General features: G+C 69.3%; 12 protein-coding genes. 5 read left to right on the forward strand and 7 right to left on the reverse strand.

What is annotated here, in order from left to right:
• The first annotated feature begins 165 nt into the window (after window positions 1–165).
• Window positions 166–717, forward strand: a complete 552-nt coding sequence (locus tag GO999_RS23990) for a GNAT family N-acetyltransferase (RefSeq protein WP_011003709.1) — start codon at window positions 166–168, stop codon at window positions 715–717.
• A gap of 47 nt (window positions 718–764) precedes the next feature.
• Here GO999_RS23990 and GO999_RS23995 read toward each other — a convergent pair whose 3' ends face one another.
• On the reverse strand, window positions 765–2,231 hold the full coding sequence (locus GO999_RS23995) for a GGDEF domain-containing protein (RefSeq protein WP_071011871.1): 1,467 nt from the start codon (window positions 2,229–2,231) through the stop codon (window positions 765–767).
• Between the two features lie 793 nt (window positions 2,232–3,024).
• Between GO999_RS23995 and GO999_RS24000 the strand changes: the two genes are divergently transcribed.
• A complete protein-coding gene (locus GO999_RS24000; protein WP_028854097.1) occupies window positions 3,025–3,324 on the forward strand; it encodes a hypothetical protein in 300 nt (99 codons plus the stop codon).
• 30 nt (window positions 3,325–3,354) lie between these two features.
• Here GO999_RS24000 and GO999_RS24005 read toward each other — a convergent pair whose 3' ends face one another.
• Window positions 3,355–4,893: a diguanylate cyclase gene (locus GO999_RS24005; protein ID WP_011003712.1), complete on the reverse strand. Its 1,539-nt coding sequence runs from the start codon at window positions 4,891–4,893 to the stop codon at window positions 3,355–3,357.
• A 208-nt stretch (window positions 4,894–5,101) separates the two neighbouring features.
• A complete protein-coding gene (locus GO999_RS24010) occupies window positions 5,102–5,269 on the reverse strand; it encodes a DUF6726 family protein (RefSeq protein WP_011003713.1) in 168 nt (55 codons plus the stop codon).
• On the opposite strand from GO999_RS24010, the gene GO999_RS24015 reads away from it, so the two are divergent.
• The 3 genes from GO999_RS24015 to GO999_RS24025 all read left to right on the forward strand — a co-directional run bounded on the left by GO999_RS24015 (window position 5,268) and on the right by GO999_RS24025 (window position 10,025).
• Window positions 5,268–5,855 carry a BON domain-containing protein gene (locus GO999_RS24015; RefSeq protein WP_016724300.1) on the forward strand — a complete coding sequence of 196 codons (588 nt, stop codon included), beginning with the start codon at window positions 5,268–5,270 and terminating at the stop codon, window positions 5,853–5,855. The genes GO999_RS24010 and GO999_RS24015 overlap by 2 nt on opposite strands.
• Before the next feature lie 319 nt (window positions 5,856–6,174).
• Window positions 6,175–6,546 (forward strand): hypothetical protein, encoded by a 372-nt coding sequence (locus GO999_RS24020; protein WP_211906973.1) that lies wholly within the window; start codon window positions 6,175–6,177, stop codon window positions 6,544–6,546.
• Window positions 6,547–6,761: 215 nt separating this feature from the next.
• Entirely contained in the window at window positions 6,762–10,025 is a 3,264-nt protein-coding gene (locus GO999_RS24025) for a thioester reductase domain-containing protein (RefSeq protein ID WP_249215096.1), read from the forward strand.
• Between the two features lie 55 nt (window positions 10,026–10,080).
• On the opposite strand, the gene GO999_RS24030 is transcribed toward GO999_RS24025, so the two are convergent.
• The 4 genes from GO999_RS24030 to GO999_RS24045 form a co-directional block, all read right to left on the reverse strand.
• Window positions 10,081–10,743: a phosphatase PAP2 family protein gene (locus tag GO999_RS24030; RefSeq protein ID WP_211906974.1), complete on the reverse strand. Its 663-nt coding sequence runs from the start codon at window positions 10,741–10,743 to the stop codon at window positions 10,081–10,083.
• An 82-nt stretch (window positions 10,744–10,825) separates the two neighbouring features.
• Window positions 10,826–11,836 (reverse strand): CFI-box extended C-terminal domain-containing protein, encoded by a 1,011-nt coding sequence (locus tag GO999_RS24035; RefSeq protein ID WP_211906975.1) that lies wholly within the window; start codon window positions 11,834–11,836, stop codon window positions 10,826–10,828.
• A gap of 2 nt (window positions 11,837–11,838) precedes the next feature.
• Window positions 11,839–13,479: a hypothetical protein gene (locus tag GO999_RS24040; RefSeq protein ID WP_211906976.1), complete on the reverse strand. Its 1,641-nt coding sequence runs from the start codon at window positions 13,477–13,479 to the stop codon at window positions 11,839–11,841.
• Between the two features lie 10 nt (window positions 13,480–13,489).
• Window positions 13,490–15,448, reverse strand: a complete 1,959-nt coding sequence (locus GO999_RS24045) for a hypothetical protein (protein WP_211906977.1) — start codon at window positions 15,446–15,448, stop codon at window positions 13,490–13,492.
• Window position 15,449 lies beyond the last annotated feature (1 nt).

Raw genomic sequence — 15,449 nt, forward strand, 5'->3', positions numbered from 1 at the left:
ACACCCGCCGCGGCGAGGAGCGGCGCGGCTGCCAAGTTACCGCATTCCGGCCGTGTCCGATAGCCATGTCACGATGCGGGATCGGGTGACGTGTGCGGCGCCCGGTTTGGCGAGGCAATGGGCGTTTGCCCGGCGTGCCCGGCACGTCTTCTTCCTCTGCGCATCATGTCGTCCGCAACGCCCGCCGCTGTCTCCCCGCCGATCGCCGGCGCCTCCGATGCCGTCGTGGTCCGGCCCGCGCGCCTGGCCGACCTGCCGGCCATTGCCGCGATCTACGCGCATCACGTGCGGACCGGCACCGCCAGCTTCGAAATCGACCCGCCCGACCTGGCCGAGATGACACGCCGTTTCCAGACCCTGCAGGACACCGGCATGCCCTACCTCGTGGCGCAAACCGGCCGCAAGCTGCTCGGCTTCGCCTATGCCGGCCCGCATCGCGCGCGCCCGGCCTATCGCCATACCGTGGAGGACTCGATCTACCTGGATGCCGCCGCGCGGGGACGCGGCGTCGGCACGCTGCTGCTGGAGGCGCTGGTGCGCGAATGCGTCGCGCGTGGGTTCCGGCAGATCGTGGCGGTGGTCGGCGGCGGGCAGGAGAACCTCGGGTCGATGCGGCTGCATGCCCGCTGCGGGTTTCGGGAGGTCGGGGTGCTGGCCGGGGTGGGCTACAAGTTCGATCGATGGCTCGATGTCGTGCTCATGCAGCGGACGCTATAGCCTCTCGCCCGACGCCGCCATGCCTGCGCTCCGCAGGCATCCCGGCGCTACGGCATCGTCCGATTCCGCCCCGACGTCTTCGCCCGATACAACTGCGCATCCGCCGCCTTGGTCAGGGTCGCCGCACGCGGCTCGCCCGACGATGCCGGCGTGCCGGACGCCGCGCCGATGCTGACGGTCAGGGCAGTGGATGCACTTCGCGCATGCGGAATGTTGAGCACCAGGATGGCGCGGCGGATGGTTTCCGCGACAACGTTTGCGCTGTCGAGATCGCTGCCCGGCAGCACGACGCAGAACTCTTCGCCGCCGTAGCGCGCGGCGAGGTCGCCGGGCCGGCGCAGGTTGGCCTGGATGCAGCGCGCAACCGCCTGGAGGGCGGCGTCGCCGTCGGGGTGGCCGTAGTGGTCGTTGTAGGCCTTGAAGTGGTCCACATCGATCATCAGCACGGACAGCGGCTGCCGCTCGCGCGCGGCGCGGCGCCACTCCGCGTCCAGGCGCTCGTCCAGCGCGCGCCGGTTGGCCAGGCCGGTGAGGGCGTCGGTGGCCGCGAGCTCGGCATGCCGGCGCTGTTCTTCGATCCGTCGCTCCAGGTGCTGGGCAAACAGGTAGGCCATCGCCAGTGTGACCACGTTGAACAGCACCACGAGCATGCCGATCCACCAGGCCCGGGCTTTCCAGTTGGCGTAGATGTCTTCCGTCGCGGTGCCGACCGCTACGAACAGCGGGTAATTGCCGATGCGCCGATAGGTGTAGAGCCGCTCGACACCGTCGCGCACGGAGGCATCGAGATAGGTCCCGCCCGCGGTGTTGGCGAACAGCGCCAGGTGCTCGCTGCGTTTCGCGGCGGCGGTGGCCGATGTGAGCGCGGGACGGCGCGTGGCCAGGGTGCCGTCGGCGTACAGCAGCGCGATCGCGCCGTTCTTGCCCAGCGTCACGCCGGAGAACAGCCGATCGAAATAGCGCACGCGCAGGCCGCCCGACACCACCCCCGAGAACCGGCCGTCCGCATCGTTCAGGCGCAGGCTGAGGGCGATGGCCAGGCCGAGCCCGGTGCGCGCCTCGAACGGCTTGCTGACATAGATGCCCAGGTTGTCGTTCTTGGCCTGCTGCAGGAAATAGTCGCGGTCGCCGAAGTCGAGCGCGCGCGCGGGTTCGACTTTGGAGTCGAGTATCACGCGCCCCTCGCGGTCGGTCACCAGCATGGAGCCGAGATCCTGCGCCTGGATCCGCCCGTCGAACAGGACCATGCGCTGGACATGATCGGGCAGGCGGCGGACTTCGGGGTCGGCCAGCCTGTCCGCCACGTTCTGCAACGACAGCGAGTAGAACTCCAGGTTGCGCGTGATGTCGTGCTCGATGACCAGGGCGATGTTGGCCCCGGCGTCCTTGGCCCGCTCGAAGGCGTCGACCCGCATCTCGTGCAGCGACAGCATGGCGGCGGCACTCACGGTGAGCGAGAGCAGCAAGGCGAGGCCAATCAGCCGTTTGGGCTTGTTGATCAGCAGTTTCAGCATGTCGCCTCGATGGGGCTCGGTATCCTGGAAGGGGCAGAATGGGTTATCGACCTGGTCGGCATTTTCTTTAGAGTTTGATGCCAAATCATCGGGAAATCATGTTGCCCGGGCAATGTTACCGGGATTGGAGCGGCTCGCGGCGCCGGGGTCGAGGGGGCAGGCCAGTGTCAGCGGTGCGCGGCTGCTTGCCCGAGCGGCGGCAAGTGTCTTCCGGCGTCGTGACAGCGCGTCGGGCCGCTCCATGAAAGCGCGAGGGTGGGCAGGCGGGGGACGCACGGCCGCCACGCGGCTTCGTCGGCATGGCCGTGATCCGGTCGTCCGGCCGTTGCCCGCAGATGCCGGGCTCGCGGAGACGGGGTGTTCCTCTTCTTTTTGATTGCCGCCGGCAGGAGGAAAACCCGGTTTGCATGCATATGGGCAGATTTCGTGGATGTCGGCGACTCGAACATCCAAACCTGCATGCGTTTTGAATGACGCCGATTTTCGAATGGCAGATCGGATTTCCGCTGGATCCGTCGTGCAGTCATGCGCGGTCCGACTGCGATGCCGCGGCCTGCCCGGTCCCGGGAAATACCAAGGCCGACGCCGGCAGGGGCAATCGCGGACCGGTAAAACGCAGCGACTCGGCTGCGTACGATGTGCCCGTGAGGGGAAACCTTTCCTTGCTCAGGAATCCGACCGGCACATAACGAAAAATATTGTCGCGATCAGATTTAAGTGGAATTTTGTTGGTTTACTGACATCGCTCTGTCAAAAATACAGGGTATGGCGTCAACCGTGTAAAAGGGGACGTATGCCGACTTGGTCTATCGAACGGTATCGGGGGTGCTCGATCCATGTGCTGGCCGTGCCTGGCGGTGGCGGTTTTCAGTACGCCTACACCGGATTCGTCTGCTCGCCCAAATCAGACGCGATGGCGTATCCGGATCTGCAGCGCTTCCATCACGTGTCGGCGGCGTTCGATTCCGCCGGCGAGGCGATTTCGGCGGGCATGGAAGCAGGGCGCGCCATCATCGAGGGCTGGCTCGGCGCGCATCCCGTGCCGGTTGGCCGCAGAGGCGAGCGCAGGGGCGCGGTCGCGCTGCGGGTTTGACGCTCGTCGCCGTGAGCCGTGTTCCGTGATTCAGCTGCCGTGCTCCGCAAGCACGGCGGGGTGGCCGGGCGTCGTTTTCGGGGCGTTCTCCGCCTCCGCGCCGGTGGGCATGGTGCGGTTGCGTCCCTGCGTCTTGGCGCGATAGAGCTGGGTGTCCGCCGCCTGGGTCAGGGTCTCGGCACGGTCGCCCGACAGCGCGGGCGTGTCGGTGGCCGCGCCGATGCTCACGCTCAGGATGCCGGCCGGCCCCTGCGCGTGCGGAATATGCAGGGCTAGCACGGCCTGGCGGATGTGCTCCGCGACCGCGATCGCACCCTCCAGATCCGTGTGCGGCAGCACGATACAGAATTCTTCGCCCCCATAGCGCGCGGCGAGATCGCCGGATCGGCTGGCATGGGCCTGGATGCAGCGGGCGACGGCCTTGAGGGCGGTGTCGCCGCCCAGGTGACCGTAGTGATCGTTGTAGGGCTTGAAGGCGTCGACGTCGATCATCAGCACGGACACCGGCCAGCGCTCGCGCAGGGCGCGCTTCCACTCCTTGTCCAGGAAGGCATCCAGGGCGCGCCGGTTGGGCAGGCCGGTCAGCGCATCGGTGATCGCCAGTTCCGCATGCCGGCGGCCTGCCGCGAGCCGCTTTTCCAGCTGCTTGGCGAACTGGTAGGCCAGCGCCATCGTGACGAGATTGAACACCGCGACGAGCAGGCCGATCGCCCAGGCCCGCGATGTCCAGTTGGCATAGATGTCTTCGGTCGCGGCGCCGACGGCAACGTAGAGCGGGTAGTGTCCGATGCGCCGGTAGGTATAGAGCCGCTCGATGCCGTCGCGCACCGATTTGCCCAGGTAGAGGCCATCCGTCGTGTCGATGACCCGCTTCAGCGCTTCGGGACTGCGTTTTTCTGCCGCGCCGGCGGCCGGCGGGGCCGGGCGGCGCGCGATCAGGGTGCCGTCGGCGTAGAACAGCGCGATCGCGCCCTTGGGGCCGAGCGTCATGCCCGAGAACAGGCGATTGAAATAGCTGATGCGCAGCGCCCCCGAAACCACCCCGGCGAACTTGCCCTGTGCGTCGTTCAGGCGCCGGCTGACCGTGATGGAGGCGCCATAGCCCGTGCGCGCCTCGAGCGGCTTGCTGATGAGAACGGCCGTGCTGTCGATGCGGGCCTGCTGCTGGAAATAGTCGCGGTCGCCGATGTGGATGTTGCGTGCGGGCTCGGCCTTCGAGTCCAGGACCACCTGGCCCCGGGCGTCCGTGACGAGGATGGAGCCGAGATCCCGCGCCTGCGCGACACCGTCGAACAGGACGAGGCGGCGGATATGGTTGGACACCTGGTGGACTTCGGGATCCGCCAGCCGTTCGAGCACCGTTTCCACGGACAGCGAATAGAGCTCCAGATTGCGCGCGACATCCCGCTCGATGATGAGGGCGATGTTGGCGCCGGCGTCCTTGGCGCATTTCAAGGCGTCGAGCCGCATCTCATAGAGCGACAAGGCGGCCCCGGCACTGACGGTCAGCGAGAAGAGCAGGGCCGTGCCGATGAGACGGGCGGGCGTGTTGATCGAGAAAATGGACATGACGTCTCAGCGGCGCGCTGGAACTCTGGAGCGGGGGCTCTGGACGCTATCGACAAAGGTGCGCCCTTCTTTAGCGCGCCGTACCCGTCGATGGCGGAAGCGGGGAAGCCGGTTGCGTGGGCAGGTCTACGATGTCTTGCGGTACGGCCTGGAAAGGCGGCCTGGCGGCGGGTCGCTGAGTGTCCGGCAGCCTTGGGCGGGGGCGGGGTCAGTCGATGATGTCCGCGCAGGCATCGGTCGGCGCGGCCGCGACGTGGCCCACCAGCGGCACCATCTTCAGCCCGGCCGAGGCGACGCGGCACGGTGCGGCAGCCACGCCGCAGCCGGAGAGCAGGACGACAACCAGCAGGGACAGTCCGGAGAGGAGACGTTTCATGTTCGTCGAGGCGAAGAATGCGCAGGGAGCGATGGCCGTCGGAAAGGGCCGGCCTGGATTGTCGCAGAGTCTGGCGTGGCCGGCACGCCGGATCGGTGCGCGTGGTCTGGGGCTGGCGATCTGCATGGCCATGCCCGTCGCTTTTGCGCAAATGCCGCCCGCGTCGGGGCCGTCCGGCGTGCCGGGCCGGGACCTGCGCAATGGGGTCAGCGCTCCGTTCGTCCAGATCAGCCAGGACGTGCCGGACTGCTCCGTCCCGCGTGACCCCTTGCCGGCGGGGGCCCAGGCGCGCGGCCAGCCGCACGATCGCACCGAGCGCGGCAACAACTGCTGCCACCCCGGCGGCCATGCCACTGACCCGGAGATCGCCGGCGCCGCGCAGCAGCGGCTGCGCAACGATCCGCGCCTGCGCGACAGTACGCTGTGGATCGCGGTGCAGGACCATGTCATCGCGCTCCAGGGCTGTGCCGCGTCGGCACGCCAGATCGACTACGTGGCGGAAGTGCTGCGCCAGCTCCCGGACGTGCAGCATGTCACGGTCGACGTGGCTGTGCGGCGTCCGGGGGCGGCGGCCATGCCCCGGTAGCGATTGGTGCGTTGCACCAAATGTGCGGTAGAAAGACTGTTCGAATATCGAACATATTGTGCGCCGCGCTGGAAAACAACAGGTGTCCAGATCAGCCGGATCGGCGCCATGCCTCGTCATGCCTGATACGAGACTGTAGAACGTGCCGCTACGCGGGTTTCTCAAGAATTGTTGATTGCACAACAATAAATTGTTTTTCTGGATATTTATTGTCTTGAAATGGTCGCCTACGATGGGTGCATCACTCTGCGGCGCCGCAGCGAAAACGTCCTCGGGACGGCTGCCGGACGCGCTGCGCCCCCACCGGAAAGGACCCATCATGAAAGCCCAACGCACCCTGATCGCCCTCGCCTCCGTGCCGGCTCTGGCGGCTGCCCAGTTCGATGTCTATACGCAGGGCGCGAAGGCTGGCGAGCGCTTCGATGTCTACACGCAGGGCGCCAAGGTGAACGGCAAGTTCGACACCTACACGGAAGGCGCCAAGGCCGGCAGCAAGTTCGATCCGTACACGGATGGTGCGCTTGCCCGCGTCGGCAAGTTCGATACCTACACCGAAGGCGCGAAGGCCGGCAGCAGGTTCGACCCATACACGGACGGTGCGCTCGCTCGCGCCGGCAAGTTCGATACCTATACCGAAGGTGCCAAGGCCGGCAGCAAGTACGATCCGTACACGGATGGCGCCCTGGCCTGAGCCGCGCTCCGGCGTGACCGCGCCGTTTTCAAGCCTGCAACGCCCGCATTGATGCGGGCGTTTCTTTTTGGCCGTTGCGCCTGAATCTGCCCGGTGCCATCGCGCTCGGGCCGCTGTTTCCCGGTCTCGCGGCCCACGGTCCGAGCCTCGCGGCCGCGTTGCAATCGGAACCCCGGTTGCCCACACTGATTGCAGTGCCGCTCCGGAGCCTGCCAATGGATTCAGTGCTCGATTGCCTGGAACACTGGGCGCGACTGCAGCCGGAAAACGTCCTGTTCGAGTTCCGCGATATCGCAGGGGCGGCTGTTGCGAGGCACACCTACGGGTCGATGCTTGCGGCAGTCGATGGCCTGGCTGCGCGGTTGCTGGAGCACGGCCGCTTCCGGCATGGCGACCGCGTGCTGCTGGCGCATGGGCCGGGGCTGGGCACCATCGTCTCTCTGCTGGGCTGCGCGCGGGCCGGGTTGATTGCGGTGCCCGTCGCCCTCCCGGCACGCGCGGACGATGCGGCCATGCGCCGGCTGCGGGCGATCGCCGCAAATTGCTCGGCCGTGGCGGTCTTGTCGGAAGGCGCGCAGCTGCATCGCTTGCGTGATTTGCTGGCGGCCTGCCCTGAGACGGCGGGCCTTGCCGTGCAGGACAGCGCAGCGGGATCGCCGGACGGGGCGGCCGGGCGATCGGGCGTGCTGCGTCGCGCTGTGGGCGCCGCGTCGCAACCCGTGCTGTTCCTGCAATACACCTCGGGCTCCACGGGCCGCCCGCGGGGCGTGGTGGTGTCGCACCGCAACGTCATCGCGAATGCCGGCGCCACGGTCGAGGGCTCGCCCGTCGGCGTGTCGTGGCTGCCGGCGCACCATGACATGGGGCTGATCGGCTACACCCTGTTTCCTCTCGTATCGGGCGGCGCCAGTTACGGCATGGCGCCGGCGGACTTTCTGCATACGCCGGCCGCCTGGCTGCGCCTGATCTCGGAAGTCCGCGCCACGCACACGTCGGCGCCCGACTTCGGCTACGACTATTGCCTGCGGCCCGGCAAGATCGACGATGGCGAGATCGCGGGGATCGACCTCGGCTGCCTGCGCGCGATGATGAGCGGAGGCGAGCGGGTGCGGCCCGCGACGATACGGCGCTTTCTGGAGCGCTTCGCCCGGTACGGGCTGCGGCGCGAGGCGTGCGTCGCGTCCTATGGGCTGGCCGAGGCCACGCTCAATGTCGCGCACGAGGGACGCGGCAGTCTGTGCTTTTCGCGCGAGGCGCTGCGCGGACATCGCGCCGTGATCGCCGCGCCCGGCGAGGCGTCGGTCGAGATCGCGAGCTGCGGCAGGCCGGCGCCGGGCGTGGTGGTGTCGATTGCGCCCGCGAAGGGCGCGGTCATCGACGCGGCCGGCGCCCCGGCCGCGAACGGGCAGGCGCATGCGGCGGTCGCGATGGCGCCGGAAGATCCGTCCGGCGCCAGGGTGGGAGAAATCTGCGTGCAGGGCGAGAGCGTCACCGCCGGCTACTGGAACGACGCCGCGCCGGCGGGGGGTGCGCTGCGTACCGGCGACCTCGGCTTCCTCTGGCAAGGCGAGCTCTATGTCTGCGGGCGCCAGAAGGAGTTGATGATCGTAGCGGGCGCCAATTTCTATCCGGAGGACGTGGAGGAGGCGGTGCACGCCAGCGGCGCCGCGGTGCGCCCGCGCGGCGTCTGCGCGTTCCAGGATGCGCAGGGCCAGGTGATCCTGCTGGCGGAGCCGCGCCGCGTGGAGGCCTTGCCCGACCCGGCCGAGCTGGCCCAGGCGGCGCGGCGCGCGGCGGGCCTGATGCCGGACCGGGTCGAGCTGGTGGCGCCGCGCAGCATCGCGCTGACGACCTCCGGCAAGCTGGCCCGCGCCGAGACGCGCGCGGCCTGGGCGGCGGGCGCGCTGCGGGTGCTGGCGAGCCATCGGTGCGGCGCCGCGCCGGGCCTGGTGCCCGAGGGCCGGCAATATGCCTCCTGGCGACAGGGCTTGCGGGATGTGCTGGGCCGGTACGGCGCGGCCGGCCCGGTCAACGCGGCGCTGCCGCTGTCGGCGCTGGGCATCGACTCGCTTGGGCTCGCGTCGATCCAGGTCGAGCTGGAAGCGCTGCTGCGGCAGCACGGGTCGGGCGCCGTTGCCGAGGCGCTCGATGCGCCGCTGCTTCAGCAGGTGTCGCTCAATGGCCTGCTGGCCGCGCTGGCGCCGCTGGATCGCGGCCGGGCGGAGGGCGCGCCGCAAGCGCTGGCTTCGATCGAGCAATTGAAAGCCGCGTTCGACAGCGCCGTCGGCAGCCGCATGCAGGCCGATCTTCAGCTGGACACCCAGCCGCTGCCGCAGGCCCGGGCGTCCTTGCCGGCCGAGCCCGGCCGGGCCGGCACCGCCATCCTGCTGACCGGGGCGACGGGCTTCTTCGGCCCGTTCCTGCTGCACGCGCTGTTGCGGCAGACCGCGCGGGACGTGATGGTGCTGGTGCGCGCCCGCGATCCGGAGCACGCAATGGAACGCATCGACGACGCACTGCGCCGCGCGTACCTGCCGTCGCCGGCGCCGCGAACGCGCGTGCGGGCGGTGTGCGGCGACCTGGCCCTGCCACGGTTCGGGCTGGCGGACGAGGCCTGGGATCGGCTGGCCGCCGAGACCGCGGAGGTCTTTCACAACGGCGCCTGCGTGAACTACGTGATGACCTACGATGCCATGCGCCCCGCGAATGTCGAGGGGACGCGCTCCGTGCTCCGGCTCGCCCGGCACGGCGGCGCGCGGCGGACGGTGCATCTGGTGTCGAGCACCTTCATCTTCGGCTGGAGCGCGCGCGGCGTGCTGCTGGAGACGGACTGCAACGCGGCCATGCAGGCCCTGGATTTCGGCTACGCGCAGACCAAGTGGGTTGCCGAGCAGATGGCCATGGCGGCCCGCGCCGACGGGCTGGACGTGCGCATCTATCGCCCGTCGCTGATCTCGGTCTCCACGCGCGGCGCGGGCGACACGGACGATGTGGCGCTGCGCATGCTGGCGTTCATGATCCGCCACGGCGTGGCGGTGGACACGCCGAACCAGCTGAGCATCGTGGCCGCCGATGTCATTGCGCACAACATGGTCGGCATTTCACGCAACGCCGCGAGCGCGTCCGCGCTGCATTTCACGGCAGACCGCTACTACAGCATGACGGAGCTGACCCGGGTGATCGAGCGGGATTACGGCGCGACGTTCCGCTACTACGACATCCCCCGCTTCATCGACGAACTGAACCGGCGCTGCAGCGACCGGGACCCGGTCTTTCCGCTGCTCGATTTCTTCAATCGGTCCGCCGACAAGATCGCGGCGATGCAGCTCAAGCGCTACAGCAGCGAACACTACCAGCAGGCGCGCGCGGCGCTGGCCGATCCGATGATGGACCCGTCCCTGGCGCAGACGGCGGCGTATCTGATGCGGTATCTGCGTGAACGCGGATGGGTGGAGCCGGCACCGGTCTTGCCGCATTGAGCCCCGTGGACTGCCATGTCGTGGATCTCGCCGGTATCGCGGCGGGCTCGTCCGGCTACGCGATGGCATCCCGCCGGCCGGCGGTGGCCAGCCGGGCGCACAGCCACGCCAGCAGCAGGCCGGCCACGGCGTCCAGCACGGTGTGCTGCTTCACCAGGCAGACCGATGCCGTGATGGCGACGGCGGTGACATGGCAGGCATGGCGCCATGGCCGACGTTGCCGCCCCAGCGCCCACGCCGCCAGCCACGCCAGCGCGACGTGCAGCGACGGCAGCAGGTTGACCGGCGCATCCATGCGATGCAGCGTGAGCAGGGCCCACGCGGTCGCGGTGCCGAGCCCGTCGGGCACCGCTTGCGCGCGCAGTGCCGGCGCTTCGGTCTGCAGCGCGGTGAAGCACAGGAAGCCCGCGCCGATGGCGATGGCATAGGCAAACGCGGCGCGCCGGAACAGGCGAGGCTCGCGGACCAGCGCCAGCGGCGCGATGATCCAGGCCAGCCCGGCCAGGTAGACCCACACGGTCCAGCCGATGAACGGTATCGCCGTGTCCAGCGCGGTGGTCGGGTCCGCGACGGGCGCGATGCGCCAGGCAATGCCGAAGTAGCCGACGGCCCAGATGCCGCCCAACACGGCACCGCATGCGATGCGGTGGGTCAGCGGCAGCCGGTGGTTTTGCGGGAAGGTCGCCGTGTGTCCTTGCTTCGGCGGGAGGCCGAGCATGGCCGTGGATGCCCGGGCGAAAGACTCCGCTCCGGGCATCCGTGCCGCGCTGTGGGTTTCCGGGGCTGCGATCGGGGCCTCCTCAGGTCTGGCGTTCGCACAGGTCGACACGGGCCAGGGCCTCGGCGCTGGCCGGCCAGGCGGCGGCCAGCCGCACGCCCACGGTCGAGCGGGCATCCGCATCGAACGCCAGCAGCGAAGCCAGATCGGCCAGTTCGGCATGCAGCGTAGCGGCATCCGGCATGGCCAGCGTGTCGAGCGGTGCGCCGCCCAGCCAGGCCGCCACCTGCTGCCGCATGTCGAGGTGATCCGCCGCGCCTTGCCAGGTGCGCAGCAGCGGCTCGAGGATCGCCCAGCGGACCAGCGGCAAGCCCAGTGCCTGCTGCAGCCTGGGCGCCAACTGCGCGAGCAGCGGCGGCATGGAGGCGGGCAGGGCCTGTCCGTCGGCAAGCTGCTGCAGGTAGCCGGCCACCTTGGCCGGGCCGAGGTAGCGCGGGCAGGCGCCGCGCAGTGCCTTCTCGGCTTGGCCGACGGCGGCGGTGTCGGACGGGCCCAGCGCCAGCTGGCCGGCGAGCTGGTACCACGCGAACAGCGGCCGCACCACCAGCGCCATGACGGCCATGCGCGCGCTTTCGCTGTCGCGGATGCGGTCTGCGATGGCCGGGCTGAATTGCCAGTACTCGTCGTAGATCGCGTCGATCAGGCGGCCCGCCAGCGCGGACCGCGCGCTCACCCGGTCGCGCAGCGCGCGCATGCCGGCGACTTCCTCGGAGGTCTCGGAACCGGTCGCGGCGGTGACGATAAAGCAACTGATCTGCCAACCACCGCCGCCGCCGCTGGGCGGCGCCACGTAGACGGTCAGGCAGGTGTTCTGCACGGTGCCGATCTGCGAGCGGTCGAACGTGAAGTTGCGCGCGTTGTAGTTCGCCTTCGAGATCTGGACGACGTAGCCGGTGTAGGCGTCGTCGATGACGGCGATGAACTGTCCGTAGCTGTCGGTGTAGCCGCCGCCGACGCCATCGGTGACCAGCGCGCCGGGGATGGGGGCCGAGGAGCTGCAATCCTTGACGATCAGGGTAACTGCCCAGGGCATGATCATTCTCCTTTGGCGCGAGTGGACCCGAACACCGAGCCGCCGCTGAAGTGATGCGTCGGAATCGACGGGCCGGCGGCCTCGCCGCGGCGCAGCAGCCCGGCCGCCACGTTGGCGACGGCATCGCCCACGGGCGTGCCCTGGCCGCCCTGGTGCGCGGCGACGGTCAGCACGCCGGCGATCTTGCGCACGAGGTCCTTGCTGTCCTGGATCGGCAGCAGCTGCTTGATGCCCATCCGCTCGATCATGCCCGCCGCGATGGGATGGCCGCCGATGGTGCCGTACTTCGCGGCCTGCTCGAGCGCGTCGGCAGAGGTGATCGGCAAATGGCTGTGCAGCATGCGTGCGACTTCCAGGGTGAGCTGCGCCTGCGGGAACTGCTCGATGACGAGGTCCCGCAGATCGTTGCCCTTATCTGCGCCGGCTTGTTGCATGGGGTTCTCCTTCGATGAATGCGTCAGCGGGTCTTTGAGCCAGTCCGGATGCACGAGGACCAGCACGTACCCGCCGCGGATGACGCCCGCGGACACGAGCGTCACGTTCAACACAACAAATTCGTGGGCCTGCAGCGGGATGGCGCGCAGTTGGAGCGCGATCTGGCGCGCCGTGCCGGGTTCACCATCGATGAACAGCAGGTGCTGCCTGCCGGCACCGGCATCGCGGGCCGGCATGCCGCAGGGTTGCGGTGCGCCCTCGGCGCCCTTGTTGCCGCAGCAGCCGGCCGGGTGTTCGCCGCCGCATTGGCGCCGCTGGATGGCCTCGGTGAGGCGCGCCGATTCGATGACGTCCTGCGCGTCCAGCAGCTTCGCGATGACCGGCGGCGGTGGCGGCGCGGCGTTGCCGGCCTCGCGCCGGGCGGTGACCTGCGGAGGCACCAGCCCGGTCAGCAGCCGCGCCGCCGCCTCGCTGAAGAACCGCGCGGGCGGAAGGCGCCGGTCGGGCAGGGCGCGCAGCACTGCGTGCAGTGCCGTGACACGCAGTTCTGCACGCACCCCCTCGATGCCCGCCGGCGCCCAAAGGTGGAAAGCTTGCGCGACGGCCGGCAGCACGTGCATGTTGCGCTGGCCCACATGGCGATCGGCCCAGGGCTGGAAGGGCAGCAGCAGCGGGTCCAGCACGTGGTTGTCGCATTGAACGAAGACGCACTCGTGGCCGTCATTCAGATAGCTGGGAATCCATGGCGTGGCGCAGCGCACGACCTGCGAGGTCATCGGCTGGACTTCGACGTACTCGGTGCCGATGAAATGGGCATCCGCCGCGCCCAGGCCCACCGACGGATCGCTCCAGAAGAAATCGACCTTGGTGGGCGCGGCCGTCGCCGCGCCGAGGTTGAAGATGCGGGCCACGATGTGGTTCTCGGCGCCGGCCACCGGGTTGCCCGACGGGCTCGGGCTCTCGGCCCAGATGAAGGGCGAGGCCCAGTACGGCGTGCCGGAGGGCAGGGCGCGCATGCCGTAGTCGCTGGCATTGCAGGGCAGCACCAGCCAGGCCGAGTAGCGCGCCCGTTCGGTCTGCTCCTTGACATAGCCGGGCCACGCACGCTCGCGGGCCTGCTGCTGCCGCCTGAGCACGGCGTCGGACTGCTTCCACTGGTCGAGCCACCACGCGTCGTCGCGCTTGCCGTCGTTTTGCTGGTTGCCCATGGCAGCCCCCTCACGCAGACGGTTCGATGTTGACCGGATTGGTCCAGTCGTCGTTGATGAAGTGCCAGTTCTGGTGGCCCAGGCCGCGGTCGCCGTCCAGGTCGTGCTCCGGCAGCGGGGTGCCGGTCGGGGCCGCGAGCCAGCCCAGCATGGCATCCACGGTGTTGATGAATCCGGCGGGCGTCTGCATGCCGGCACCCTGCGTGGCGAACGGCCAGGGTGCCGCATCGAAGGTCGAACGGCTGCCCAGCGGATTGGCGGGATCGTCCAGGAAACCCGACGGATAGGCGGCCGCCAGCGCCGCGACCCGCATGGGCGCTTCCAGGGTGCCGGTGGCGTCCTCGAACCAGGTGAAGCCGCTGCCGTCCCACGGCACGACGGGATACCGCTCCTGCCCGGGCCGGGACATCACGATGTGGTCGCCGGTCCGGATGTGCGTGGGCATGCTGGAGAGCAGTTGGACGGCGGTGTCGTCCGCGCTCAGTTCCGGCGTGTAGGGATGCACCAGGCCGCCCAGGCTCATCACGTCGTGCAGGGCGCGCAGGCCGTTGTACATATAGACCCGGTACCACACCAGGCTGCAGCGGAATCTGTCCCAGTCGATGGTGCCGGCGGTCGCGGCCAGCGCAATCGCGCCGGCGATCGCGGCGCCGCCCGCGACCCAGCCGCCGAAGCAGAACGCGACAATGCCCAGGATGGCCAGGATGATCGCGCAGACCACGTTGCCCGGCTTGACCTTCTTGTCGATCTCCGGAGGCGGCGGACCGCCCACGCCGGCGCCCGCGTCGCCCGGCACCACCGGGTTGCTCCAGGGCGGCGCGCCGCCGCAGTTGGTGGGGGCCACCGGGGCCACCGCGTTGCAGCCCAGGCTTTCGCGGCTGGTCTGGAACCACAGCACCAGCCACGCCATGGCATAGGCGTCGTTCAGCTTGTCGGCGTCCATCTGGGGACGGTTGGTGCCCAGGTCGCCATAGACGGTTTCGTAGGCATTGAGCCACCACGCGGTGAACTCCGCCGGGAGCGCCGTGCCGAGCGCGTTGCCCAGGCGCAGGTCCTTCATCATCTGCACCGGGTCGAAGCCGGCGCCGGGCAACTCCACGGTCTTGTGCAGTTCCTGCGCGCACAGATTGGGCCAGTCGGTGTACGGCTTGGGCCGCGGGCCGACCTTGGCATACCCGTAGCTCCACAGGTCGATGTAGTTGCCGACGAAGCGGGAGCGCCACCACTGGTTGCGGTACGGGGCGCCCACGATGCTGGCCACCGCGCTGGCGCCGCCCGCGCTCAGCGACCAGCTCGAGAGCCAGCCCAGCGCGTATGCCCGGAAGCGGTCGTCGCCGGTGCTCTGTGCGGAGTCCCACAGCTGCCGGGCGAATTTGCCGGTGCGCCGCTTGGACAGGAAGTCGCGCACGGTCCAGAAGCGCGGCGGAAAGCCCACCCCGCCGCCCACGCGCGGGCGCACCATGGCCGGCTGCGCGTGCGCGCCGATCAGGTCGACCACGCGCGGCACGATGCCCAGGTTCGCCAGCGTGCCGTCGCCCTTGATGGCCACCAGGATGGCGTTCAGGTCGGTGGCGATCTGGTTGAGCGTGTCGACCTCGCCGCTCATCGCTTTCAGGGCATCGAGGTCTTCGGCCGCGGCGATGGTGTCCAGCTTGTCGAGCAGGGTGCGGATCTTGTCCAGCACCGGCTTGAGGCCGGGGTTGGTGGTGGTGCCGTCGCCGCCGAACACGTTGAAGACCAGCTTCCAGAGTTCGACGTACGGATTGGCCCCCGATGACCCGAGCGGCGCGTCCGCCGGCAGCCTGACCGGTGAGAAGTCGCCCAGCGCGGTGCCGAGCGCGCCCATGCGGCAGAACTCGGGGTGGGTGTCGATCAGGTGTCCGAGGCTCTGCAGGTTGGCGTCGGCGCTGGAGAGCAAGCGCTTGCGCAGCAGTTCGAGCGCGGCAAGCTTGGTGGTCATGCCGATCATG

Origin of the sequence: Ralstonia nicotianae (genome assembly GCF_018243235.1) — a bacterium.
Classification (GTDB): domain Bacteria; phylum Pseudomonadota; class Gammaproteobacteria; order Burkholderiales; family Burkholderiaceae; genus Ralstonia; species Ralstonia nicotianae.

Excerpts from the sequence above, each read along its gene's own strand:
- GO999_RS24015 (WP_016724300.1), top strand. The coding sequence starts at position 5,268 with ATGTTCGTCGAGGCGAAGAATGCGCAGGGAGCGATGGCCGTCGGAAAG.
- GO999_RS24030 (WP_211906974.1), bottom strand. The coding sequence starts at position 10,743 with ATGCTCGGCCTCCCGCCGAAGCAAGGACACACGGCGACCTTCCCGCAA.
- GO999_RS24025 (WP_249215096.1), top strand. The coding sequence starts at position 6,762 with ATGGATTCAGTGCTCGATTGCCTGGAACACTGGGCGCGACTGCAGCCG.
- GO999_RS24040 (WP_211906976.1), bottom strand. The coding sequence starts at position 13,479 with ATGGGCAACCAGCAAAACGACGGCAAGCGCGACGACGCGTGGTGGCTC.
- GO999_RS24045 (WP_211906977.1), bottom strand. The coding sequence starts at position 15,448 with ATGATCGGCATGACCACCAAGCTTGCCGCGCTCGAACTGCTGCGCAAG.
- GO999_RS24035 (WP_211906975.1), bottom strand. The coding sequence starts at position 11,836 with ATGCCCTGGGCAGTTACCCTGATCGTCAAGGATTGCAGCTCCTCGGCC.
- GO999_RS24020 (WP_211906973.1), top strand. The coding sequence starts at position 6,175 with ATGAAAGCCCAACGCACCCTGATCGCCCTCGCCTCCGTGCCGGCTCTG.
- GO999_RS24000 (WP_028854097.1), top strand. The coding sequence starts at position 3,025 with ATGCCGACTTGGTCTATCGAACGGTATCGGGGGTGCTCGATCCATGTG.
- GO999_RS24005 (WP_011003712.1), bottom strand. The coding sequence starts at position 4,893 with ATGTCCATTTTCTCGATCAACACGCCCGCCCGTCTCATCGGCACGGCC.
- GO999_RS24010 (WP_011003713.1), bottom strand. The coding sequence starts at position 5,269 with ATGAAACGTCTCCTCTCCGGACTGTCCCTGCTGGTTGTCGTCCTGCTC.
- GO999_RS23990 (WP_011003709.1), top strand. The coding sequence starts at position 166 with ATGTCGTCCGCAACGCCCGCCGCTGTCTCCCCGCCGATCGCCGGCGCC.
- GO999_RS23995 (WP_071011871.1), bottom strand. The coding sequence starts at position 2,231 with ATGCTGAAACTGCTGATCAACAAGCCCAAACGGCTGATTGGCCTCGCC.